General features: G+C 67.1%; 25 protein-coding genes and 1 tRNA gene. 12 read left to right on the forward strand and 14 right to left on the reverse strand.

Annotation, left to right across the window (positions count from 1 at the left end):
• Positions 1-228: 228 nt before the first annotated feature.
• Positions 229-1,029 carry an ANTAR domain-containing protein gene (locus tag FB478_RS14425; RefSeq protein WP_144600966.1) on the forward strand — a complete coding sequence of 267 codons (801 nt, stop codon included), beginning with the start codon at positions 229-231 and terminating at the stop codon, positions 1,027-1,029.
• A gap of 5 nt (positions 1,030-1,034) precedes the next feature.
• On the opposite strand, the gene FB478_RS14430 is transcribed toward FB478_RS14425, so the two are convergent.
• The 5 genes from FB478_RS14430 to FB478_RS14450 form a co-directional block, all read right to left on the reverse strand.
• Entirely contained in the window at positions 1,035-1,808 is a 774-nt protein-coding gene (locus FB478_RS14430; protein ID WP_056388337.1) for an anti-sigma factor, read from the reverse strand.
• Positions 1,795-2,373, reverse strand: coding sequence for an RNA polymerase sigma factor (locus tag FB478_RS14435; RefSeq protein WP_018770915.1), 579 nt, complete (start codon positions 2,371-2,373; stop codon positions 1,795-1,797). Before FB478_RS14435 ends, FB478_RS14430 begins: the two co-directional genes overlap by 14 nt.
• A 67-nt stretch (positions 2,374-2,440) precedes the next feature.
• Positions 2,441-3,196 (reverse strand): class F sortase, encoded by a 756-nt coding sequence (locus FB478_RS21390; RefSeq protein WP_134165281.1) that lies wholly within the window; start codon positions 3,194-3,196, stop codon positions 2,441-2,443.
• A 111-nt stretch (positions 3,197-3,307) separates the two neighbouring features.
• Entirely contained in the window at positions 3,308-4,144 is an 837-nt protein-coding gene (locus FB478_RS14445) for a DUF4397 domain-containing protein (RefSeq protein ID WP_144600967.1), read from the reverse strand.
• A 119-nt stretch (positions 4,145-4,263) separates the two neighbouring features.
• Positions 4,264-5,283: a LacI family DNA-binding transcriptional regulator gene (locus tag FB478_RS14450; protein ID WP_018770918.1), complete on the reverse strand. Its 1,020-nt coding sequence runs from the start codon at positions 5,281-5,283 to the stop codon at positions 4,264-4,266.
• Between the two features lie 134 nt (positions 5,284-5,417).
• Between FB478_RS14450 and FB478_RS14455 the strand changes: the two genes are divergently transcribed.
• The 3 genes from FB478_RS14455 (at position 5,418) to FB478_RS14465 (ending at position 6,913) form a co-directional block, all read left to right on the forward strand.
• Positions 5,418-5,759, forward strand: coding sequence for a YciI family protein (locus FB478_RS14455; protein ID WP_056388341.1), 342 nt, complete (start codon positions 5,418-5,420; stop codon positions 5,757-5,759).
• A 245-nt stretch (positions 5,760-6,004) separates the two neighbouring features.
• On the forward strand, positions 6,005-6,397 hold the full coding sequence (locus tag FB478_RS21495; RefSeq protein WP_315898348.1) for a M23 family metallopeptidase: 393 nt from the start codon (positions 6,005-6,007) through the stop codon (positions 6,395-6,397).
• Positions 6,398-6,526: 129 nt separating this feature from the next.
• Entirely contained in the window at positions 6,527-6,913 is a 387-nt protein-coding gene (locus tag FB478_RS14465; RefSeq protein ID WP_018770921.1) for a VOC family protein, read from the forward strand.
• Between the two features lie 109 nt (positions 6,914-7,022).
• Here the strand turns inward: FB478_RS14465 and FB478_RS14470 are convergent.
• Positions 7,023-7,095, reverse strand: a tRNA-Lys gene (locus tag FB478_RS14470).
• A gap of 210 nt (positions 7,096-7,305) precedes the next feature.
• On the opposite strand from FB478_RS14470, the gene FB478_RS14475 reads away from it, so the two are divergent.
• The 4 genes from FB478_RS14475 (at position 7,306) to FB478_RS14490 (ending at position 10,574) form a co-directional block, all read left to right on the forward strand.
• Positions 7,306-7,965 (forward strand): hypothetical protein, encoded by a 660-nt coding sequence (locus FB478_RS14475; protein WP_144600968.1) that lies wholly within the window; start codon positions 7,306-7,308, stop codon positions 7,963-7,965.
• Positions 7,966-8,326: 361 nt separating this feature from the next.
• On the forward strand, positions 8,327-8,944 hold the full coding sequence (locus FB478_RS14480; protein ID WP_018770923.1) for a DUF47 domain-containing protein: 618 nt from the start codon (positions 8,327-8,329) through the stop codon (positions 8,942-8,944).
• Position 8,945: 1 nt separating this feature from the next.
• The gene (locus tag FB478_RS14485) at positions 8,946-9,956 is read left to right on the forward strand and encodes an inorganic phosphate transporter (RefSeq protein ID WP_144600969.1); all 1,011 of its coding nucleotides are present in this window, start codon (positions 8,946-8,948) and stop codon (positions 9,954-9,956) included.
• A 210-nt stretch (positions 9,957-10,166) separates the two neighbouring features.
• Positions 10,167-10,574: a hypothetical protein gene (locus FB478_RS14490; RefSeq protein WP_056388345.1), complete on the forward strand. Its 408-nt coding sequence runs from the start codon at positions 10,167-10,169 to the stop codon at positions 10,572-10,574.
• A gap of 27 nt (positions 10,575-10,601) precedes the next feature.
• On the opposite strand, the gene FB478_RS14495 is transcribed toward FB478_RS14490, so the two are convergent.
• The 5 genes from FB478_RS14495 to pstS all read right to left on the reverse strand — a co-directional run bounded on the left by FB478_RS14495 (position 10,602) and on the right by pstS (position 15,235).
• Entirely contained in the window at positions 10,602-11,021 is a 420-nt protein-coding gene (locus FB478_RS14495; protein WP_018770926.1) for a hypothetical protein, read from the reverse strand.
• 92 nt (positions 11,022-11,113) lie between these two features.
• Positions 11,114-11,893, reverse strand: a complete 780-nt coding sequence (pstB, locus tag FB478_RS14500; protein WP_018770927.1) for a phosphate ABC transporter ATP-binding protein PstB — start codon at positions 11,891-11,893, stop codon at positions 11,114-11,116.
• Positions 11,894-11,965: 72 nt separating this feature from the next.
• The gene (pstA, locus tag FB478_RS14505; RefSeq protein ID WP_056388348.1) at positions 11,966-13,078 is read right to left on the reverse strand and encodes a phosphate ABC transporter permease PstA; all 1,113 of its coding nucleotides are present in this window, start codon (positions 13,076-13,078) and stop codon (positions 11,966-11,968) included.
• Positions 13,079-14,011, reverse strand: coding sequence for a phosphate ABC transporter permease subunit PstC (gene pstC / locus FB478_RS14510; RefSeq protein ID WP_018770929.1), 933 nt, complete (start codon positions 14,009-14,011; stop codon positions 13,079-13,081).
• 102 nt (positions 14,012-14,113) lie between these two features.
• Positions 14,114-15,235 carry a phosphate ABC transporter substrate-binding protein PstS gene (gene pstS, locus FB478_RS14515; RefSeq protein WP_018770930.1) on the reverse strand — a complete coding sequence of 374 codons (1,122 nt, stop codon included), beginning with the start codon at positions 15,233-15,235 and terminating at the stop codon, positions 14,114-14,116.
• A gap of 250 nt (positions 15,236-15,485) precedes the next feature.
• On the opposite strand from pstS, the gene FB478_RS14520 reads away from it, so the two are divergent.
• The 3 genes from FB478_RS14520 to FB478_RS14530 all read left to right on the forward strand — a co-directional run bounded on the left by FB478_RS14520 (position 15,486) and on the right by FB478_RS14530 (position 19,864).
• Entirely contained in the window at positions 15,486-16,613 is a 1,128-nt protein-coding gene (locus tag FB478_RS14520) for an aromatic acid exporter family protein (RefSeq protein ID WP_018770931.1), read from the forward strand.
• Between the two features lie 65 nt (positions 16,614-16,678).
• On the forward strand, positions 16,679-18,052 hold the full coding sequence (gene radA, locus FB478_RS14525) for a DNA repair protein RadA (RefSeq protein ID WP_018770932.1): 1,374 nt from the start codon (positions 16,679-16,681) through the stop codon (positions 18,050-18,052).
• Positions 18,053-18,175: 123 nt separating this feature from the next.
• Positions 18,176-19,864 (forward strand): cell wall metabolism sensor histidine kinase WalK, encoded by a 1,689-nt coding sequence (locus tag FB478_RS14530; RefSeq protein ID WP_018770933.1) that lies wholly within the window; start codon positions 18,176-18,178, stop codon positions 19,862-19,864.
• A 67-nt stretch (positions 19,865-19,931) separates the two neighbouring features.
• Here the strand turns inward: FB478_RS14530 and FB478_RS14535 are convergent, their stop codons facing one another.
• Positions 19,932-20,171: a hypothetical protein gene (locus FB478_RS14535; protein WP_144600970.1), complete on the reverse strand. Its 240-nt coding sequence runs from the start codon at positions 20,169-20,171 to the stop codon at positions 19,932-19,934.
• 135 nt (positions 20,172-20,306) lie between these two features.
• Here FB478_RS14535 and FB478_RS14540 point away from each other — a divergent pair, with 135 nt between their 5' ends.
• Positions 20,307-20,795, forward strand: coding sequence for an NUDIX domain-containing protein (locus FB478_RS14540; protein ID WP_018770935.1), 489 nt, complete (start codon positions 20,307-20,309; stop codon positions 20,793-20,795).
• Between the two features lie 12 nt (positions 20,796-20,807).
• Here the strand turns inward: FB478_RS14540 and FB478_RS14545 are convergent, their stop codons facing one another.
• Together FB478_RS14545 and FB478_RS14550 are read right to left on the reverse strand one after the other, a co-directional pair.
• Complete coding sequence (locus FB478_RS14545) at positions 20,808-21,209, reverse strand: universal stress protein (protein ID WP_018770936.1); 402 nt, start codon at positions 21,207-21,209, stop codon at positions 20,808-20,810.
• Positions 21,206-22,750 (reverse strand): tripartite tricarboxylate transporter permease, encoded by a 1,545-nt coding sequence (locus FB478_RS14550; RefSeq protein WP_018770937.1) that lies wholly within the window; start codon positions 22,748-22,750, stop codon positions 21,206-21,208. Before FB478_RS14550 ends, FB478_RS14545 begins: the two co-directional genes overlap by 4 nt.
• Positions 22,751-22,756 lie beyond the last annotated feature (6 nt).

A 22,756-nucleotide genomic window follows, 5' to 3' on the forward strand; every position in this document is an offset into this window, starting at 1 on the left:
GGACGGCCATTAGGTTTTTCACAGAGACAAGACCTGTTCTGCTTTCCGGTACTTGGCTCACTAGGGGGTGTGAGACTGGCAATGCATGCACGACAGGTAAACCCAGGCTTCCCGGTTCATAGGACCCGGGTACTAAGCGGGGCCGGCGACGAGGAGTCCTTTGAGACCAAGGGCTCTCCCCCAGCCGTCGCCGGCCCTCTTTCCGCAGCGAACGCCCGCAGGACGCGCGTGCCCCATCCGGAGCCGCGCGGCCGTGAACGCGGTGCACCCCGAAACCCCGCCCTCGTGCTGGACCTGGTCAATGACGCCCAGACCCTCTCCGATTCCCTTAGGCTGCTGGTGGCCGCCTCGGCTGACCATGTGGCCGCCACCGCCGGGATTGACGTGGGCTGCGGCCTGGTGCTGCACCAGCCCAAGCGGACTCCTGCCATAACGGGCACCACCGGTGAAGTAGTGCGGATGCTGGACTGGGAACGGGAAATGGACGAGGGGCCGGTAACTGACGTCATGTCAGGCGGGCACCCCGTCGCGGTGCTCCAGCGGAACGGGGATTTCCGGTGGCAGCACTATTCGTCGCAGTTGCAGTTATCAGGGTTCGGCAGTGCCCTTGCCGTACGGCTCCGCCTGGAAGCGGACCCCGCGGAAGATGACCAAACGATCGGCACCAGTGGCCCCTGCCGGACCGCCGCCGCACTTGCCTTCTTCGCGCACGACTCGAAGGCCTTCCCGCTCCAGGCCATCGCCGAGGCACGCACCTTTGCCGCCCTGGCAGCCAAGAGCCTGCAGATGGCCATCAACCTGCACTCCGCCCGCTCGCTGGCCACCGACCTCCGTTCGGCCCTGGACAGCCGCACCTCCATCAACGTTGCCTGCGGCGTGATCATGGCCCAGAACAGGTGCTCGTACCAGGAGGCCTTCTCCATCCTTGCCAAGGCTTCCAGCCACCGGAACATCAAGCTGCGCAAGGTGGCGGAGGAACTGCTGGAGCGGTTGCCGGAAGGTGCCCCGCACTCACACTTCGGCGGCTGACCGCGTCAGGATGACAGGGTGCCCCTGGCGATGCTCACGCTGGAGTGCGCAGGATTGCCGTCCATCGGTTCGTCGGAAACATCCACCACCGGGTACTGGGAGAGGTCCAGGCCGGTGGGCACCTGGAACGTTCCGGATGTGGAGTTCATGACGCCCAGGCTGACCAGCCGGGAAAGGTCCGGCGCAATCAGCCACACCTCCTGGTAACCCTTGGCTTCATCCTTGTCCAGGCTGATTTCCAGGTTGCGGGAACCGTCGGGCGCCGTCACCACCTTGGCCGATCCTGCGGCGGAGTGCTGCGCCAGCGGCGCCAGCTGGGCAGAGGCCAGCTGCTGGGGCTGGGGCGGACGGGTCAAGGTCAACACCGCACCAACCACCACCAGGACGGCTGCGGCTGCAGCTGCCACCCACGTACCGGGGCGCTGCCACCAGGCACCTTTGGTCCGCCGGCGGACAGGGATGACGTTCGACGGCGGCGCGTCCGCAGGTGCGGCCGCCGGACCCGCGCTGTTTCCCTTGGCGGCGTCCGCCGCCAGCGGATCCTCCCGCACGGACCCCGAAAGGCCCAGTTCCCGGTGGATTCCAGCCCATACCTGTGGCCCGGGCACGGCCAGGCGGCTGGTGTCCGGTGCGGTCTTCACCGCGTCCACCGTGCGGCGCAGGGCGGCAAAATCGGCGGCGCACTCGGGGCAGGCAGCCAGGTGCTCCCGGGCACCCGGGTCCTCCCAGCCGTCGTAAAGTGCCAGGAGGCTCAACTGTTCCGGATCAAGATGCGGCATGGTCTACCTCCAATCTGCTTCGCAGGTGCGACAGGCTCCGGCGGATGTGGCTCTTGACCGTACCAAGGGGAAGGCCCAGTTTGCGTGAAATCTGCTCGTGGGTCAGGTCCTCGTAAAAGGCGAGCTTCATGATGGACCCCTGGGGCTCGCCCAGCCTCTCCAGTTCGCCGTCCAGGAGCAGCCTGTCCGCCAGCATTTCCGCCGCCTCTGTTCCCGTTCCGGCGTCTTCTCCCATACCGGCTCCGGCCGCGGCGAAGGCCTTGCGTGCTTCCCGGGCTGCCGCCGAATGGGCATCGGTGATGGCGTTCCGGGTGATTCCCACGATCCACGCCGGCAGCCTGGCCACTTGCGGGTTGAAGGTACTCCGCGAACGCCAGGCCCGGATGAAGACCTCCTGGGTCACGTCGTCCGCCGCTGCCCTGTCCGGCAGTGAACGCAAGGCAAGGGTGTGCACCAGGGGCGCGAACTCACGGTAGGCCGCTGCCAGGGCGTGCTCATCCCCGGCCAGGAAGGAGTCGGTCAGTGCGTCATCCCATCCGCGGAAAGCGTGCCCGGGAAGCGTCACAGGCAACTCCTTCCCGGCGTCGGCGCACGAGTTACATGGCTGGCCACCGGTGATGCAGAAACCAGGTTCATGCAGGAACTGCGGTGACAATGACATTGTCGCTGTAGTCCATCCGCTCGTCCAGCCATCGGCCGCCGCAGGTGACCAGCTTGAGTTCGTGCGGGCCGGACCGGCGGAACAGGGCGCCGCCGTCGAACTTGTCCTTTGCCATCAGTTCCACTCCCACCACCCGGTAGGCGAGCGGCCCGGCCCCATCCCTGCCCACGCGGATGAGGATTCCCGGCGAGAGGGACTTCAATGCCGAGAACGGTGCCCGGTCGGACGTGGTGTCGATATGGCCGGCGATGACGGCGGTTCCCTCGGCTGCTCCCGGGGCCGGACCGAATTTGTACCAGGCCGCCCGGTCGAAGGCGTCAGGGATTTCCATCGCTCCCCCGCCGGAAACTCCCCCGGGCACCACCGGCATGTCGATGGCAGTGCCCGCCACGGTCAGTGACGTTGGTGCCGGCACAACCGCCGCGGCGATTGGGGCCGCGGGCCGGACCGGGATGGCCCCGGTGGGAGGTACAGCAGAGCCGGCAGGGGCCGGCGCCCCCGGCGAGGGCGCCGGCTCGTGAGAGCCGGTTGCCGCGGCAACCGTGGAGGGGGCCGCCTGCCCGGCAGAACCGGTGGGACCCGCAGAACCAGTGTGACCGGGGGAACCAGTGGGACCGGCAGGACCGCAGCCGGACAAAACCAACGCGGCAGCCACCATCGCTGCGGCCGCGCCGCCTGCCGGATGGCGACGGCGGTACCCGGGTGCCGGCGTCGTGCCTGCCATCATGCCTGCCGCCTCCCTTCCATGTATGCCGGCCATTGGCGGGGCCGGTGCAGGGGCCCGTCCGTAGCCGGCCGGGCCCCTGCGGTGTGGTCCTTCAGCGGGCGTCTGGCCCGGTTACAGTTCCGCCCGCCGTGCGCGGACCGCGCGGGCTGCGCCCACCGCCCCCGCGAGGAGGGCCAGCGCTGCCAAGCCAAACCCGGCGGTGGCAACGGCAGGGCCCGCTCCACCGGCATCCGCGGACCCGTCAAGGGCACCTGGCACAGAGGCCGGTGCGGAATGCAGGCCCTCGATGGTCTGGACTGCAAGCTTCAGGTTCTGGTCGGCCAGGCTGCCCCAGGCGTAGACGATGGTGTGGGTACCTTCAGCCACCGCCACGTCGGCCGGGCCGATCACCGGGGTGGTGGTGCCTGCGGCAGCCACCGCGGCCGGGACGGTGCCGGGATCCAGGGTCAGGGTCTTTTCGTTCGGGTTGGCCAGGTTGGTGACAACGGCGGTGCCGCCTGCCAGGACATCGACGGCGGGGGCTGCGGCTGCGTGCCGGACCGTCAGTTTGCCCTTCCCGGCGGGAATTTGGGACACGTCGTTGGTGAACAGGCTGGCGGTGGGCTTGCCGTCGGCGCCGAGGTGGGCTGCGGCCGTGTAGTTTCCGTTGGCGGCAAGGGTGACGCTCACCGGACCAATGGCCGGCGCGGAGGCGTTGGCGGCATCGGCTGCCGTGATGGCGATTTCGTAGGTGCCGGCCGGAAGGGCCAGTGGCCCTGCAAGGCTTCCGGGGGCAAAGTCATCCAGGGTGCGGTCACCGTTGACCCAAACGTCCACGGTCAGTCCGGGAACGCCATGCAGCACGGACAGCTGGGCATCCCCGTCTGCTGCGTGGGCGGGACCGGCCAGAGCGATTGCGGCTGCAATGGCTGCTGCACCGGCACCTGCGGTGAAGATTTTGTTGCGCATGTCCATCTCCTTGAACGGCCCGGCTGACGGGCGTTTTCTGCTGACACTCCTACTACCGGCGCAGCCCCGGATTTGGATGCAGAATCATGGAGATTTTTTTGGCGCTTGGTGCCGTCCGCCTAGGCGCGCGCTGGAGCGGCGGTGCTGGCACGCAGGACCAGCTCCGGCGGGACCACAGTGGAGCTCACCGCGGCACCCGACTCGATTTCCTTCAGCATGATGTCCATGCAGCGGCGTCCCAGCTCCTCGAAGTCCTGGCGGACGGTGGTCAGCGGCGGCGTGAAGTACCCCGCCTCCGGCTGGTCGTCGAAGCCCACCACGGAGACGTCGTCGGGCACCCTGACCCCCGCCTCGGTGAACGCGCGCAGCAGGCCCAGGGCCATCTGGTCGTTTCCAACGAAGATGGCCGTGGCCCTGAGTCCGGAGGCCAGCTTGCGGCCGATCGCGTAACCGCTGCCCGCGCTCCAGTCCCCCTCAACCAGCAGGGAATCATCCAGGCCGGCATCCCGGAGGGCAGCACGCCACCCCTCCGCGCGCTCAGCGCCGTCCGTCCAGTCAGGCGGGCCGGCGATGTGCCCGATCTGCCGGTGCCCCTCACTGATGAGATGTTCGACGGCGAGCCTGGCGCCTGCACGCTGGTCCACCATCGCACCGCTGACGGAAGCGCTGCCGGCCGAGCCCACTGCCACCACGGGCACGGGAAGATTCATCTGCTCCAGCACTGCGAGGGTGTCCGAGTGCGGCACCAGCACGGCGATCCCGTCCACGGCCTGGTCCATGAAGTGGCCCACGGCGTTGGAGATGGCATCCCGGCTGATTTCCCGCAGGGCCGCGATACTGACAAAGTAACCGGCGTTGCGGGCGGCATGTTCAACCCCCAGCAGGGTGTTGGCCGGGCCGTACTGCGAAAGCTCGCTTGCCAGCACGCCAATGGTCTGCGAGCGCCGGGTGACCAGGCTCCGGGCCGCGGTGTTGCGCCGGTACCCCAGTTCGGCAATGGCGGCCTCCACCTTTTCCCGGGTCGCCTTGCTGACGTTGGGATGGTTGTTCACTACCCGGGAGACGGTCTGGTGGGAGACCCCCGCCACCTTGGCCACGTCTTCCAGGCGCGGCATCCGGCCCTTGCTGGTATTTGCCATGAGCCTATTGTGCCTGTTGCAGCCCCCCGCGGCGGCGTCCCCGGGCGCCGGCACAGCGCGCCTGAATCCTTGCGCGGCAGCGGAGCGATGGGAAGGATGAAGCTGATCGACTTGCCAACGAAGGAGCCGTGAGAATGACCAAATACCTGATCTCGTTTCCCAGCGGCGCCATGGACATCCCGGATGGTGGCCTGCAGGCCGTAGCGGACGCCGCGCATGCCGTGGTCCAGGAGGCGAAGGACGCCGGCGTCTGGGTGTTCGGCGGCGGCATCGACGAGAGCGTTCCGCCCGTGATGGTCGACGGCGACGGTACGGTGAGCGAAGGCACCTACCCCCAGACGGCGCAGATCGAAGGCGGCTACACAGTGCTGGAACTGCCCGGCTACGAAGCCGCACTGCACTGGGCCGCGAAGATCGCCGCGGCCTGCCGCTGCGCACAGGAAGTGCGCGCCTTCCAGTACGATCCCGCCAGCTGACCCATCAAGGCCCGCCAAACCATGCCTGCGGCGACCCCTGCGGACCTGGAGTATCCGTTCACCGGTCCCTGGCTGGTGCAGAATTCTCCAGCCAACCGGATCCCCAGCCACGGGCACGGCTTTTCGCCACGAGCCACGCCATCGACTTCACCCCGCTGGACCGGAACGGGCGGTCTGCGCCGGTCACCCTGGCGTCGCTGTTCCGGCCCGAGCCGCCGGAGCAGTTCGTGGGGTTTGGCAGGGCTGTGACAGCCCCAGCCTCCGGTATTGTCCTCGCCGCCCATGACGGGGAGCCGGACCATGCCGCCTTCCGCGGCTTTCCATCCATTCGTTACGCCGCTTCGCAGGCCAGGCGGGTGCGGGAGGGATGGCCGGGCCTTGCAGGCAACCACGTGATCATCGGGAGCGGCGCGGTGTTCATCGCCCTGTGCCACCTGCAGCGCGGGAGCGTCCGCGTCCGGCCCGGCCAGCCGGTTGAGTGCGGGGAGATGGTAGGCCGCTGCGGCAACTCCGGCAACAGCACGGAACCGCATCTGCATGTGCAGGCCATGGATTCCGCCGATCCAGCCCGGGCTTCCGGCGTTCCCCTCTCGTTCCGCGGCGGACTGCCGCGCAACGGGAACATCGTGCATGCCTGAGGCGGGGGTTACCAAGGGCCGGAGCAATGGATGGGACCGGTCAGGGCCCGGCGGTGTGGGATCCCTTGCCCGCACACCTGCTTTCCGAGCAGGATTGACGCATCGAACGGTTGGGAAAAGGCGGGGGTCATGCGCTTGGTTCAGGTCGCTCAACACGCCAGTGATCTGCAGCGGGCAGCGGAGTTTTACAGCGCCTTGCTTTCGGCAAGATACACGGCCGTGTTCGATCCGCCCGGGCTGCTGTTCTTCGACCTTGACGGCGTACGGCTGTTGCTGGAGCAGGGCGCGCCGAGTTCGCTTCTCTATCTTGGCGTTCCCGATGTGAAGCGCACTGTGGAGCAACTCAAGGGCCGGGGAGTGGAAATAGTGGCCGAACCGCGGGTGATCTTCAGCCACGACGACGGCCTGCTGGGGCCCGCCGGCACGGAGGAGTGGATGGCATTCATCCGGGACAGCGAGGGAAACACCCTGGGGCTGGTCAGCCAGATTCCCCCGGCATCGCCATCCCGGCCGTGAGGCACCCAAACGCTTGCAGGCCGGCCCGCGGACGCCCGCGCAATAGTTGGCCACGGCCCTGAAACCACCGGCAGGCCAGAGGCTGGATGCCTCTGGCCTGCGTAAACGGTGGGCCCTGTGGGGCTCGAACCCACGACCCACGGATTAAAAGTCCGATGCTCTACCAACTGAGCTAAAGGCCCCTGCCGGCCAGCCAAACACGCTGTGTCTGCCCATCCGGCCCAATCCATTTCTGGACGTTAATACTCTAACCCATGGTTCCGGCGGCTTCGCACATGGCCCAGGCGCCGTCGTCGGACGCTTTCATCCCCCTTTTGACGCCTCTTCCCGCAGGTGAAGCCGGGCGCCGCAGACGCTCGATTTCCGCCGCGGCACAGGAGTAGCGTGGGGGCATGAGCGAGCAAGCAGGAACCAGTCCTTACGGCGGCAGCAACCGGCACCACAAGCCCAAGCCTTTCGCCCTGATGGATTTCGAGCCCTTCGCCGGCGGGGCCGATCCCGCCCGCGTCTCGGAGGCCGCCCACCTCGCCGCGCAGGCCCTGGTCCGCCACGGCCGGGACAGCGATGATCCGGTGGTCACCGAACGCCTCGTGAAGCTTGCCGACGAACAGGGCCTGGAGGCCATCGCCGAGATGTGGGCCGAGAGCCCGGCCCGCTCCCTTCCCGGCGCCCTATGGCGGCTTTACGCGCTGCGCGCTGCCACGGTCCAGGATCCGGAACGCATCTCGGTGTATTTCCGCGCGGGCCGGGACACCGCGCAGGTCTCCAACGTGGTGGCCGGCGCGGCTGAACCACCCGGCGCGGAGGAAATGCGCACCATGGCCGACGCAATCCTTTCCGGCGCGTTCGACGGCGATTTCGACGTCGCGCTGGAACGGTCCGCCGCCTTCTGCCGGGTAGTGGCGCTGGGCCAGGCCACCCTTGCCGACGGCGCCGAACACGCCAACGAGGCACACGCCAGCAAGCTGACCCGCAACTCCCACCAGTTGGTCAAGACCGCCGAGGACCTGGAGCACGCCGCCAACGCGTGGCGCCTGGGCGAACTGGACTGAGTGGCCGCCGGGACCGGGTAACCGGCCGTACAGGGCTGGTTGCTCGAGCCTGCCCGGCACCCCCCGGCGCTTATTTCCGGGACGAACAAGGGCGCCGCTGTCAAGATTGACTTGGGCCGGGTGAAGTAGAAGACTGAAACCGGTGCCGAGCCGCGAAACCCCCGGGCTTCAACAATTAGCCGCCTAGAGCGGCCTACCGCCGAGAGGCGTATCCGGTTCGGCACCATTTTTCTGCCCTCTTCAGGGTGGACAATTCAGAGGTGCTCTTTCGGGCCGGTAGAGTAGGCGACAGTTGCGCGCCGGAGTCAAGTCACACGGCAGCGACCCCCGCCTTGATAAGTCCCCGGAGACCGGTAAACACGTGAAGCTGCGCCTTTTCCCCCAGGAGCCCGCAGGGCTGAACCTGCTCTCGCAGATGGCACAACAGATCGTGCTGGCCACCGCCACCCTGGCCGAAATCCTTGGCGTACCCGCGGACGAGCACGGCAACCTCGTGGAGGACATGCACAACCTCGAGGCCAAGTCCGCCGAACTGCATTTCGCCCTGCTGACCCACATGCGCACCAGCTTCGTGAACCCGCTCCCCCGCGAGGACATGTACGCCCTCTCCCGGTACCTCAACGAGGCCATGGAGAAAATGGATGCCGCCGCGGAACTGGTGGCGCTGTACAAGCTGGACCGCCTGCCCAAGCGCGCCGCGGACCAGCTGGAGATCATCAGCCGGCAGGCCGAGCTGACGGTCGACGCCATGTGCAGGCTCAACAACCTGGATGACCTTGAGGACTACTGGATCGAGATCCTGCGCCTGGCCAAGCGTGCCGAGCGGACCCACCGGGTTTGGGTGGCGGACATGATCGCGGACATGAAATGGGCGCAGTACTCGCGCAACCGGGACATCGCCAACCAGCTGGTGGAGGTCACCAAGGACATGCGGCGGGTGGCCACCCAGGTAGGCAGCATCATCGTCAAGGAATCCTGAGGTGGCGGCAGTCATCTTCGCGGCGGTGGTCCTGCTGGCGGCGGCGTTTGCCTTTCTCAACGGCTTCCGCGATGCGTCCACCTCAGTGGCCCTTGCCGTCCGGAACCGGGCCCTCACCCCCAGCGTGGGCGTGCTCCTTGCCGCGTTCTTCAACTTTGTCGGCGCCCTGGTGAGCGCCCTGCTTGCCGTCGCCGCCAGCCAGACCTGGATCCATCTTCCCGCCGGGGCCGACGGGCTCACCATCCTGGTGGCCGGCCTGGCCAGCGCCTGCGCCTGGGGGCTGCTGATGTGGCGGCGGGGCATCCCCGCGTCCTCCACCCACGCCCTTGTTGGTGGTCTTGCCGGCGCAGGCCTTGCCAGCCTTGCCATCGGCGGCCCGGGGGTTGCCGGGGTGGACCAGTCGCTGCTGTTCCAAGTGGTGCTGCCCCTGGTGCTGTCCCCGCTTGTGGCCTACAGCGGTTCCTTCCTGCTGGTGTATCCGGCCACGTGGGTGGCCCGGTACACGCAGCCCAATGTGGTGAACCAACGCTTTCGCAGGGGCCAGGCCGTTGCGGCCGGCGCGGTGGCCTTTGGCCACGGCCTGCAGGACGGCCAGCGCGTCAGCGCGGTACTGCTGCTGGCCCTCCTGGCGGCAGGCTATTCCGACGGCGGGATCCCCGTGTGGGTGGCAGGACTCTCCGCGGTAATGATGACCGCCGGGACGCTCTTCGGAGGTTGGCGGATCTCGCACACCATCGGCTACAAACTCACCAGGATCGACCCCCTGCGCGGATCGGTGGCCCAGACCTTCAGCGCACTGATGCTCTTTGTGGGCGCAATCGGGCTCCACTGGCCGCTCTCCACCACCCATACCGTCACCGCCGCGGCCCTGGGCGCCGGGGAGAACCAGAATTTTTCGGTAACGAACCGGAAGCTGGTGATCAGGATCCTGTGGCTCTGGGCCCTGACGCCCCTGGCCACCTGCGCCCTGGCCTTCGTGCTGGCCCTGGCCCTGTCCCCCGTTTCTGCCTAGTCCACCCCTGTCGAATCCACCCCCGGTGGGCCCTGGCAGCGGAGGGTGGAGCTCCCCTGTACAGGGGCACCCCCGTGACGTAGATTCGAAAAAAGCGCCCCGGGCCAAAGGTGCGGGGACCGGCGTCCGGGCCGCGTGCAGGGCCGCGGACGGGCAACCGCTGCAGCAACACGGCGGCTTGGATGCACAAAGCGGAAAAGAGCAGGCGTCATGTCTTCCCCGTATTTCCGGCGCCCCCTGCCACAGCCACGGCAACTTCAGTGCGAGGCCTGCGGAACCGGGCACCAGCTGACCATTCATGCCATCACGTCCATCGGCGCCGCCGGCGGGGACCTTGTCACGGTTTCCTACACCTGCAACGACTGCAACCTGTTCCAGGAACACAGTGCCTTCGCTGCCGACGTGGCGGCCGCCCTGAACCAGGTCCGCTGGATGGCGAAAGTGATCCTCTTCGGGGACGAGTACATCCACTGCGGCTGCCCCATGGAGGAAGCGGAACACGAGGTTGAGCGGCTCTGCTATCGCAGCAGCAACACGGGCAGTGGCCTCAACGCGGTGTCCCTGCCCACCCGGGTCCTGCGCTGCCATTGCGGATTCCAGCTGGAAGTTCCGGAATAAGCCCGCCCGGGCCCGGGCGGGCGCCGGTCAGAGCTGGATGGCGGCCGGGCCATCGGTTTCGGCCATCAGGACGGCCGCGAGCTCCTCGGCGGTCAGGTTCGCCGCGGTGCAGAGTTCGTGGTGTGCCACTCCGGCCGCGGAGGCGTTGCGGACCGCCTGGTGCAGGGACTGCAGGGCGTTGTCCAGTTCCCACTGCATGCTTTCGAGGTGGGAGCTGGTGCGCCACACCTCCGACAGGACATCGCCCTCTTCCTCAAGGCCGGCCGCAGCCAGCCCGAGGTGTGGTTGGAGCTCAGGGGCCAGGGGGCCGGCGGCAAGGGGTCCTGCCAGGCCGGCGGCTGCGGCAAAGCCCTCCACGGGCAGCACGGCATCCCGGGCCGGTGCGCCCGGCCCGGGGACGGACACCGTAAGCTGTGGGCCCAGGGCGTTGCTGGCCGTCTGCGTCATGGCGAAACTCCTTTAGCTGACTTACTACTAGATTCAAAAGTATCTAGATGAGCGTACTAAACCGGCCAGTAGATCGCCAACGCTGGAGTGCCCTATCCGAAGCGGCCGGACACGTAGTCCTCAGTAGCCTTCTGGACGGGGTTGCTGAAGATCGTGTGGGTGTCGCCGTATTCGATCAGCTTGCCCGGCTTGCCGGTGCCCGCGATGTTGAAGAACGCCGTCCGGTCGGAAACCCGCGCGGCCTGCTGCATGTTGTGGGTAACGATCACCACCGTGTACTGGTCCTTGAGCTCATTGATGAGGTCCTCAATGGCCAGCGTGGAAATGGGGTCCAGGGCGGAGCACGGCTCGTCCATGAGGATCACCTGCGGCTCCACGGCGATGGCGCGGGCAATGCAGAGCCGCTGCTGCTGGCCGCCCGAAAGGCCGGAACCGGGCTTCTCCAGCCGGTCCTTGACCTCGTTCCAGAGGTTGGCGCCCTTGAGCGAGCGCTCCACCAGGACGTCGGCCTCACCCTTGGAGATCTTCTTGTTGTTCAGCTTGACGCCGGCCAGCACATTGTCGCGGATGGACATGGTGGGGAACGGGTTGGGGCGCTGGAAGACCATGCCGATCTGGGAACGCACGGTGACGGGGTCCACGCCGGGGCCGTAGAGGTTGTCGCCGTCCAGCAGGACCTCACCCTCGACGCGCGCGCCGGGGATGACCTCGTGCATGCGGTTCAGGGTGCGGAGGAAGGTGGACTTTCCGCAGCCGGAGGGGCCAATGAACGCGGTGACGGACTTGGCCTCGATGTTGATGCTGACGTCCTCCACGGCAAGGAAATCGCCGTAGTACACGTTCAGGTCCTTGACGTCGATGCGCTTAGACATGGAGTTCCTTCACTTACTGGGTATGGATTGAAGTCTAGGATCCGCCGCGGTATGGCGGAAGGGAGGGCCTGGTTACCGGCCGGCTTTGGGGGCGAAGATCCTGGCGATCAGGCGGGCCACCAGGTTCAGGACCATCACCAGGATGATCAGCACCAGCGCCGCGCCCCAGGCCCGCTGCGAGGACGGGTCCGGGTTGGAGGGCGAGGTGGGGTTGAGGATCTGGGTGTAGATGAACGTGGGCAGCGAAGCCATCCAGCCGCCAAAGACGTTCGAGTTGATGCTGGTGGCAAAACCGGCGGTGACAAGGATGGGCGCCGTCTCGCCGATGACCCGGGCAATCGCCAGGGTGACGCCGGACGCGATGCCTGAAATCGCCGTCGGAATAACCACCTTGAGGATGGTGCGCCACTTGCGCACGCCCAGGGCGTAGGCGGCCTCGCGGAGTTCGTTGGGGACGATCTTGAGCATTTCCTCGCTGGAGCGGACCACCACGGGGATCATCAGCACCGACAGCGCGACGGCGGCCACCGCACCGGTCTTGGTGCCCGGGCCCACCACCACGAAGAAGAACGCGGCAGCGAACAGGCCCGCCACGATGGAGGGGATGCCGGTCATGACGTCCACGAAGAACGTGATGGCCCTGGCCAGGCGGCCGTCGTGGCCGTACTCCACCAGGTAGATGGCGGTGAGCAGCCCTACCGGAACGGAAATTACGGTGGCAAGCAAGGTGATCTGCACCGTGCCCAGGAGGGCGTGGTAGATGCCGCCCATCACCGGGCCGCCGCTTTCCACGGCCTTGTTGTCATAGGCGCCCGTGACGCCGTTCATGGAGGTGGTGAGGAACCCGGGGTCCATAAGACCCGGGATGCCGTTCACCAGCACCGTCCAGATCACCGAAACCAGGGGCAGGAGGGCCACCAGGAACGAGCCCACCACCAGGCAGGTGGCCAGCTTGTCCTTGGCCTTGCGGGACCCTTCCACCACTGCGCTCCAGGACACCAGGCCGATGGCGAACAGGATCGCGGAGACCAGTCCCCAGCCGAACGCATTGAAGCCGACCAGGGCCAGGATGGCGGCGCCAACAATCAGGGCCGCAGCCAGGACGGCGTAGGGGGCATACTTGGGCAGCTGGCCCTTGGTGAGCGCCGACCGCTTGCTGCGGACGGGCGTAAGCGTGGAGGTCATTTAGTTGGCTCCCGAGAATTCTTTGTGCCGGGTGATGACCCAGCGGGCGATCATGTTCACGGCCAGGGTGATGACGAACAGGACCAGGCCGGCGGCGATCAGCGTGCTGACCCTGATGCCGCTGGCTTCCGGGAAGTTCAGGGCGATCTCGGCAGCGATGGTTTGGTTGCCGGACTGGATCAGGCTGGCCGTCAAAGCGCCGGAGGACAGGACCAGGGCAACGGCCATGGTTTCGCCCAGCGCGCGGCCCAGGCCCAGCATGACGGCGCTGATGATGCCCGGCCTGCCGAAGGGCAGCACTGCCATCTTGATCATTTCCCAGCGGGTAGCGCCCAGGGCCAACGCAGCTTCTTCATGCAGCTTGGGGGTCTGCAGGAAAATCTCGCGCGACAGCGAGGTGATGATCGGCAGGACCATGACCGCCAGGACGATGCCTGCGGTGAGGATCGTCTTTCCGGTCGTGGAGGCCGGACCCTGGAAGATGGGAAGCCAGCCCATGTTGGCCGCCAGCCAGACGTACGCCGGAGAAATTTCCTTTGCCAGGAACGCTGCACCCCATGCACCGTAGACCACGGACGGAATGGCGGCGAGCAGGTCAACCACATAGCCCAGTCCGGAGGCAAGGCGGCGCGGTGCGAAGTGTGAGATGAACAGCGCCACGCCAATGGCGATGGGGGTGGCGATGACCAGTGCGATGACGGCCGCGATGAGAGTGCCGATCACGATGGGCCAGATGTAGGCGAAAAAGCCCTGGCCGCCCTGGATCTTGTCGGCGGGCGCGGTCAGGGCGGGAACTGCCTGGACAACCAGGAACAGTGCGACGCCGAAGAGGACGGCAAGGATCAGGCACCCGGCTGCCAGCGTGGCGCCGGAAAAGACTTTATCCCCGGCGCGTCCGGCGCCTTGGGTACTTGTCAGGGGGGTGGCGGTCATTCGACGGCCCTTCGAGTCGTTGCTGGATTGGGAATGCAGGGTGCAAAGCCAAGTTCCCCGCACTGCCTTCCGGCAGGCGGGGAACCCGGTTCGCAGCGATGGCTAGGACTTGGCCTTGATCGAGTCGATCGCCTTGACAGCCTTGGCTGCGAGGTCCGAGGACAGCGGAGCGGACTTGGCCGAGTCTGCTGCGGCCTTCTGGCCTTCAGCGGAAACTACGTAGTGCTCGAAGGCCTTGACCAGGTCCACGGTCTCCTGCTTGTCGTACGTGGTGCACAGGACGTGGAAGGACACCAGGACGATCGGGTAGGCGCCTTCGATGGTGGTCTTGCGGTCCAGCTTGATGGACAGGTCGTTGGCGGCGCGGCCTTCAACCGGCTTGCCGGCATCCACTGCCTTGGCGGCAGCATCGGCGGAGATCTTGGTGAAGGACTCGCCCACCTTGATCTGGGCCACGCCCAGCTTGCCGCTCACGGCGGAGTCGTCGGCGTAGGTCACGGCACCGGGGGTGTCCGTCACGGTCTTGACCACGCCGGAGGTTCCCTTGGCGTTCTCACCCTGCAGGCTGGCAGGCCAGACGCCGGCGGCCTTGTCGGTCCAGACGTCGGACGCAGCGGCGGCCAGGTAGTCGGTGAAGTTCTGGGTGGTGCCCGAGTCGTCGGAGCGGTTCACCGGGGTGACCTTGAGGTCGGGCAGGGAGACACCGGCGTTCAGGGCGGCGATGGCGGGGTCGTTCCACTTGGTGATCTGGCCGCGGAAGATCTTGGCCACGGTGGTGGCGTCAAGCTTCAGGTCCGTGACGCCGGGAACGTTGAAGGCCACAGCGATCGGGGAGATGTAGACCGGGACGTTGATGGCGCCGTCGGGGCCGCAGACGGACTTGGAGGAGGCGTATTCGTCATCCTTCAGGTACGCGTCGGAGCCGGCGAACTGGGCCGAGCCGTCCAGGATGGCTTTGCGGCCTGCTCCGGAGCCGTCCGGGGAGTACTGCACGGTGGCGCCGGAGTTGGCGGAGGCAAAGTTGGTCTTCCAGGCGTCCATGGCGGCGCCCTGGGCGGAGGAGCCGATGCCGGTCAGCGTGCCGGTGACCTTGGTGCCGCCGGCGGACTGGCTGCCGGCAGGAGCGGTGCCCGTGGCATTGTCTGAACCGCAGGCGCTGAGCGCGAGTGCGCCGGCTGCGATGACAGCGATAGCCGCGTGGCGGCCGAAGCGGAGTGCCTTCACTTAGATGTACCCCTTCCAGGGTTATTCAGGTGCGGGACAGGGCCGGAGAACCCTGCTGCGCGATGCGTACGGTGTGTACCTTTCAGTAAGTTATGGGCTGCAGGTAACGGGATGGGCTGTCCAAAGTGAACGGAGGATTAACGACGGCGGGATATTGGCTGACAAATGCCGGGTCACCATTGCGCGGATCACAGGTCCGGCCGTAGTGGCCTGCCCGGGTGCTCCACCGCCACTGAATAGACTTGAACCCATGGCAATCGAAGCAGGACTCTCGGCAACCCAACGGTTCCTGCGCAGCCGCGTCCGGACCGGCCTGATCCGGAGCCGCAACTCGTTCGTCCCTGCCATCCAGATGACCGTCTGCGCGGTGGGCGCCTACGCCTTCGCGGAATACGTCCTGGGCCACTCCGGCCCGCTGTTTGCCGCCACCTCCTCGCTGATCGCGCTCGGGTTTTCGCGGGAACCGCGGCTGCGGCGCGTGATGGAAGTGGGCCTGGGCTGCACCATCGGGATCGCCGTTGGCGACCTGCTCCTGCACTGGCTGGGCGGGGAAATCTGGGTGGCCGCCGTCGTTCTTCTCTTCTCCATCCTGCTGGCGCGGTTCCTGGACAGCGGGAACATCTTCACCACCCAACTGGCCCTGCAGTCGCTGCTGGTGGTGCTGCTTCCGGCGCCGTCGGGCGGACCGTTCACCCGGAGCATCGATGCGGTGGTGGGCGGCCTGTGCGCCCTGCTGGTGACCATCCTCATGCCCAAGGACCCACGGCGGGAACCACGCCGCGACGTCCAGAAACTGCTGCACGAACTGGCGGAAGTGCTGCGGGAATGCGCCTCCGCGCTGGCCAACAGCGACTCTACCCAAGCGTGGCATGCGCTGATCCGCGGCAGGAACTGCCAGCCCCTGGTCGATGCCATGCGGCAGTCGCTGCGGGCCTCCGGGGAAGTTGCCACGCTGGCGCCCGCCTACCGCCGGCACCGGGATGAACTGGACCGGCTCAAGCAGTCGCTGGACTTCATCGACCTGGCCCTGCGCAACAGCCGAGTCTTTGCGCGGCGGCTCACCAGCGCCATCAACCACGCCGCCCTCTCGGACGAGGCCACGGACAGCATCGCGGAGGTGCTGCAGGAGACCGCTGCCGCGATTGATGAGCTTTCGCTGGGCCTTGCGGAATCGCACGACGGCGTCCGCCGCGCCCATCTGCGTACGGCCCGGCGCGACCTGAGCGAAATCGCCCTTCGCCTGCACCCCAAACTCCTGGAGGTGCAGCGGCTGGAGGGCGAAACGGTGGTGATGCTGTTCCGGCCACTGATGGTGGATCTGCTGGAGGCCACGGGCATGGACGCGGACGAGGCCAGGGACGTGCTGCCCGCACTGTAGGCGGGATGGGCCGGGCCCAGCGCGGGGTGGGCCCGATGTCGGTGCCCGCCACTAGGGTTGGACGCATGGCAACAAAGACTTCCCGGGCCTCCAAGGCGCCCGCATACAAATGCGCCGAATGCGGCTGGACCACCGTGAAGTGGGTGGGCCGCTGCGGCGAGTGCCAGGCGTGGGGCACGGTTGAGGAAACAGGCACGGCGGTGGCGCGGACCACCGCGGCCACAACAGTCGTGGAGCCGGCGCGGCGGATCGCGGACGTGGACGCCACCACCGCGGCGTTCCTGCCAACAGGGGTGGATGAACTGGACAGGGTGCTGGGCGGCGGACTGGTTCCCGGCGCCGTCATCCTGCTGGCGGGTGAGCCCGGGGTCGGCAAGTCCACCCTGCTGCTGGACGTTGCCGCCAAGTTCGCGCGGACAGCCCAGGACGTCCTGTATGTCACCGGCGAAGAGTCGGCCGCCCAGGTGAAGCTGCGGGCGGAGCGGATCGACGCCGTCGCCGAATCCCTCTACCTGTCAGCGGAGACGGACCTTGGGCAGGCGCTGGGGCAGGTGGAGAAGATCGAACCTCGGCTGCTGATCGTGGACTCGGTGCAGACGCTCAGCAGCGCGGACGTGGACGGCAGTGCCGGTGGCGTGTCCCAGGTCCGGGAAGTGGCGGCTTCCATCATTGCCGCAGCCAAGCGGCGGAACATGACAACCCTGCTGGTGGGCCACGTCACGAAGGACGGTTCCATTGCCGGACCGCGGCTGCTGGAACACCTGGTGGATGTGGTGTGCCAGTTCGAAGGTGAGCGGCACTCCCGGCTGCGGCTGCTCCGTGCCGTGAAGAACCGGTACGGGCCCACGGATGACGTGGGCTGCTTCGACCTGAATGAAAACGGCATCGACGGCCTGGCCGATCCCAGCGGGCTGTTCGTCAGCCGCACCAAGGATCCGGTTTCCGGGACCTGCATCACCGTCACCATGGAGGGGCGCCGCCCCCTGCTGGCGGAGGTGCAGTCGCTGCTGGCGGAAAGCCCCAACTCTCAGCCGCGGCGGGCCACCAGCGGGCTGGACAGTTCCCGGGTTTCCATGCTCCTGGCCGTGCTGCAGCAGCGCGCAGGGACCCAGCTGCACAAGGACGATTCGTACGTTGCCACCGTGGGCGGGGTGAAGCTCAGCGAACCGGCAACGGACCTTGCGGTGGCCCTCGCCGTGGCGTCGGCCAAGGCCCGCAAGCCCCTGCCTGTCCGGCTGATCGCCTTCGGCGAGGTGGGGCTGGCAGGTGAAGTCCGGCCAGTACCGGGCATCAACCAGCGCATCCAGGAGGCACACCGGCTGGGATTCACCCACGCCGTGGTTCCGGCCAGCCACACCGGCCCGGGCCCTGTGCCTGCAGGGTTTTCGGTCCGGGAAGTGGAACACCTCACGGAAGCGCTCAGCCTCCTGATCGGGTAGCGGCAGGAGATTGCCGGCGCCCACGGAACGCCCTGCCCTGGTTTCTGCAGGGCTTTCGGCGGGTACTGTTGGTGCAAAACCTTCTTGCAGACGGAGGCTTTTGGTTTCTGCGCTGGGGGAAGCATGGCAATCAAGGAACAGCAGGGCACCGCCGACCGTGCGGGCCGCGTACGCATGGCGCCTGTGCAGCCGGTTGTGTCGGACCGGATTGACGGACTGCTCGAAGGCCTGAGCATCCGGAAGCGCGTGGCCGCAAGCCAGCTGCCGGTCACGGCCACGGTTGCACTCGTGGTGATCGCCACGGCAATCTTCAGCCCGAAGACGTTCGACGACAACCTGTTCGTGGCGGCGCTGCTCTTCCATCTGGCAATTGCCGCGGCGTGCTTTGCAACACCCTGGGGCCGGCTCCCTGCAGGTGCGTTCGCCGTCATCCCGCTGCTCGACTGCCTGGCCATCGGGTTCACCCGTGAGGCGGGAGGCCCGCCCTTCAACGTCCTCAGCATCATGCTGGTGTTCCCCGTCATCTGGCTCTCCGTCCACGACCGGCCGTACATGCCTGTCCTGGCCATGGCCGGGGCAGTCCTCAGTACCGTGGTTCCGTCTGTTGTCCAGGGCTCCCCGGTGCTGGGGGGATCGATGATCAGGACCCTGATCCTTCCCCTGGTCCTGTCAGTCATAGCGGTGACCGCGCATGTGATGGCCACAACCATCCGGCGCCAGCGGATCAAGCTCATGGAAAACGAACTGCACCTGGGCCGAACACTCGGTGAAAGCGTCCGCCGGCAGGCCCTGCTCGACGCAGTGCTCAGGGCGGTTGGCTTGGGCGTTTGGGTGGTGGACGCCAAAGGGAACACGGTGCTGGCAAACAGGGCAATGCACGCGGACCCTGCCCTTGCCGGCGTCATCAGCCCGGCAGGGGGCCAGGCACCCCTGATGTCCGCCGACCGCTCCACTCCAGTGCCGGCAAACCTGCTTCCCGCTGCCCGCGCCGCAGCGGGAGAAGCCTTCATTGACGAGCTGTACTGGGCCGGCCCGGCGGACCGGCAGCGCGCCTATTCCGTGAGCTCGCACGGGTTTCCTCCGGCGGGCGGGCAGGAAGGCGGCGCCGTCATCACGTTTGTGGACGTCACCAGCCTGATCGGTGCGCTGGCGGCCAAGGACAACTTCGTTGCCACGGTTTCGCACGAGCTGCGGACCCCCCTGACATCCATCCTCGGCTACCTGGAACTGGTCCTGGACGAACCCGGGCATGAGGACATCCGCGACGAGCTCCTGGTGGTGCGCCGGAATGCCGAACACCTGCTGGGACTCGTCAACGACCTCATTGCGGTCGCCTCGGAACGCGTGGACCTCGCGCTGGAGCAGGCGGACCTTGCCCGGCTGGTGGCCCGGGAGGTGGACGCAGCTTCGCCCACGGCTGCCGGCAACGGACTGCAGCTGGTGCTCGATGTGGAGCAGCCGCTTCATGCCAGGATGGATCCGGCACGGATCGGCCAGGTGATCCGGAACCTGCTTTCGAACGCCATCAAGTACTCCCCCAACGGCGGCCTGATAACCGCCCGGGCCTTCCGGACCCGGGAGGGCCTGGCCTGCTCCATCACGGACACCGGCTTGGGGATGACCGGGGAGGAGCAGGAGCAGGCCTTCAGCAAGTTCTTCCGTTCGGCCCGGTCGCGTGAAACCGCCATTCCCGGCGCCGGCCTGGGCCTGCCGGTGAGCAAGACCATTGTTGAGGGCCACGGCGGATCAATCAGCCTGGAGAGTGAACCCGGCCGGGGTACCAGGGCAACATTCATCCTGCCGGAATCCTGACCCGCCATCGCAGGGAGCTCCCGTTCTGCCCCTCAGGAGGAACCGCGCCGTCGGCAGGCGACGTGGGTCAGGAACCCGTGCCGGCCAGCCAGCTGGAAACGTCGCTGTGCAGCACGAGGAGGGGGCCGCCGGTGGCGCTCACGTTGCCGTTCACCACGTAATAGCCGCGGCCCGATCCGGCTCCCCCGGCGGCACGGTCCAGGGCATCCACCAGATGCCGCGGCAGGTGGCCCTGCGGCCCAAGGCTGCGGAGTTCATCGACTTCTTCGGGCGTAAGCCGCCCCAAAACCTCGGCAATGTTGGCCATGAGTGGTCCCGTCCCTTTCGACCAGAGTGCCTGGCAGAGTGCCTGAAGGAATAACCTAAAGCAGGGCCGTGAACTCCACGTTAACGGCGGACGGCAACTTCCTTTCCTGTTCCCAGCGGCTTTCTTGGAGGATCAATGCCCATTCGAAGCGCCGGCATCCTGCTGTACCGGCAGGACCCGGCCATGCCCGCCGGCGCCCGGGAGGGCCTGCAGGTGTGGATCGCCCACATGGGCGGCCCGTTCTGGGCCCGCAAGGACGCGCATGCCTGGTCGATTCCGAAAGGCGAATACAGCGAGGGCGAAGACCCACGCGCTGCCGCGCTGCGCGAGTTCGCCGAGGAAATGGGCACCGCGGCCCCGGACGCCGAGTACCGGCTTCTGGGCGATTTCCGGCAACCGTCCGGAAAGCTCATCACGGTCTTCGCAGCCCAGGCCGACTTCGCCCCGGCCGTGATCAGCAGCAACACGTTTCCGCTGGAATGGCCCAAGGGGTCCGGCAGGATCCAGCATTACCCCGAAATCGACGACGCCCGCTGGTTCCCCGAGCAGGAGGCGCGGCTCAAGCTCGTGAAGGGCCAGCTGCCCATCCTTAGTGCCCTGGTCAGCGACGCCGCGCTGGCGTGAAGCCCCGACCCATTAAGAACGCACCCCTGCCTTCACGGCCAGCACCGGCCGGTCCGCCTGCATCAGGATCTGCTGGGCGTGGCTGCCGAGGATGAACTTGCCCACCTGGGTGCGGTGGCGGAGGCCGATCACGATCAGCGAAGCATCAACTTCCCTGGCCACGTCCAGGAACTCGTCCGCCAGGTCGTGCTCGTACGGCGGCTGGATGACGGTGGCATTGACTCCGGCGTCGGCCGCCTTTTTCGCGGCCTGGGCCAGGACGTCCTCCGGGGCCACGGACTTGTCCACCAGCGCCCCCTGGCGGGCGGAGTTCACGATGTACAGGTCCTTTTGCCGGAGCCGCGCTTCGGCGATCCCAGCGGCGAGGGCTGCCTCGCCGGCAGGCGTGGGGACGAACCCAACGATGATGCTCATACCTTCTCCTTGATGTTGTTGGTGCTGTCCGTGGCGGAGGCGACTGCCGCCGTCGTGCCCTTGCGCTTGGCCAGCATGCTGCGGAGGCCCGGCAGCACGGCCACCAGCACGAAGACCACCAGCAGTGTTGCCGAGATGGGGCGGGTGAAGAAGCCGGTGGCGTCGCCGCCGAAGACCAGCAGGGAGCGGCGCAGTGAGCTTTCCAGCAGCTCGCCGAGGACGAAGGCCAGAACCAGCGGACCGGGCTCGAAGCCGAACTTCTTCATCAGGTAGCCCACCACGCCGAAGAACACCACCAGGGTCACGTCGAACATGCTGTTGTTGATGGTGTAGGCCCCCAGCAGGGTGATCAGGGCGGTGACCGGCGCCAGGATGGCTGCCCGGACGCGGAGGATGCGGACGAAGATCCCCACCAGGGGCAGGCTCATGATCAGCAGCAGGATGTTGCCGATGTACATGGAGTTGACCACGCCCCAGAAGAGCTCCGGGTTCTGTTCCACCAGCTGCGGGCCAGGCGTCACACCCTGGATCAGCAGCGCGCCGAACATCAGCGCCATGGTGGCGTTGGCGGGAATGCCAAGGGTCAGCAGCGGGATGAACGACGACGTTGCCGCCGCGTTGTTCGCGGTTTCCGGGCCGGCCACGCCTTCCGGTGCGCCCTTGCCGAACCGCTCCGGCTGCTTGGCCCGTTTCTTCTCCATGGCATACGAGGCCATGGAAGCGATGGTGGCGCCGCCGCCGGGCAGAATGCCCAGGAAGAAGCCCAGGACCGAGCCGCGGGTAATGGCTCCCGATGCCTGCTTGAGGTCGGACCTGGAGGGCCAGACATTCGAGACCTTCGACGGCGCCTTGGCAGCCCGGTGCCGCTCCTCGAGGTTGTAGAGGATCTCGCCCAGTCCGAAGAGGCCCATGGCGATGGGCACGAAGTCGATCCCGTCCGCGAGCTGCAGGCTGCCGAAGGTGAAGCGGCTTTCGCCGGTAAAGATATCGCGGCCGACGGTAGCGAGCAGGAGTCCGACGGCGGCCGCGATGAGTGCCTTGGCCTTGGCGCCTCCGCTGATGGTTGCCACCAGCAGGATGCCCAGCAGCGCCAGCGCGGAGTACTCCGCGGGTCCGAAGTCGAGCGCGAAGCCCGCCACCACGGGAGCCAGGAAGGTCAGGCCGATAATCGAGGCGGTTCCGCCGATGAAGGACCCAATGGCCGCCAGGCCCAGGGCCGTGCCGGCCTTGCCCTGCCTGGCCATCTGGTACCCGTCGAAGACGGTGACCACGGAGGATGCCTCACCGGGAAGCCGGAGCAGGACGGACGTGATGGTGCCACCGTACTGGGCGCCGTAGAAGATGCCGGCGAGCATGATGATGGCGGTGACCGGCTCCACGCTGTAGGTCAGCGGAAGCAGGATGGCGATGGTGGCGGCCGGGCCCAGCCCGGGCAGCACGCCGATCAGCATGCCGATCACCACGCCAATCAGGCAGTAGAGAAGGTTCATTGGTTCCAGGACGACGGAAAAACCGTTGATCACAGGATTGAGGAAATCCACGGCGGT

Source organism: Arthrobacter sp. AG367 (assembly GCF_007828995.1).
Classification (GTDB): Bacteria; Actinomycetota; Actinomycetes; order Actinomycetales; family Micrococcaceae; genus Arthrobacter.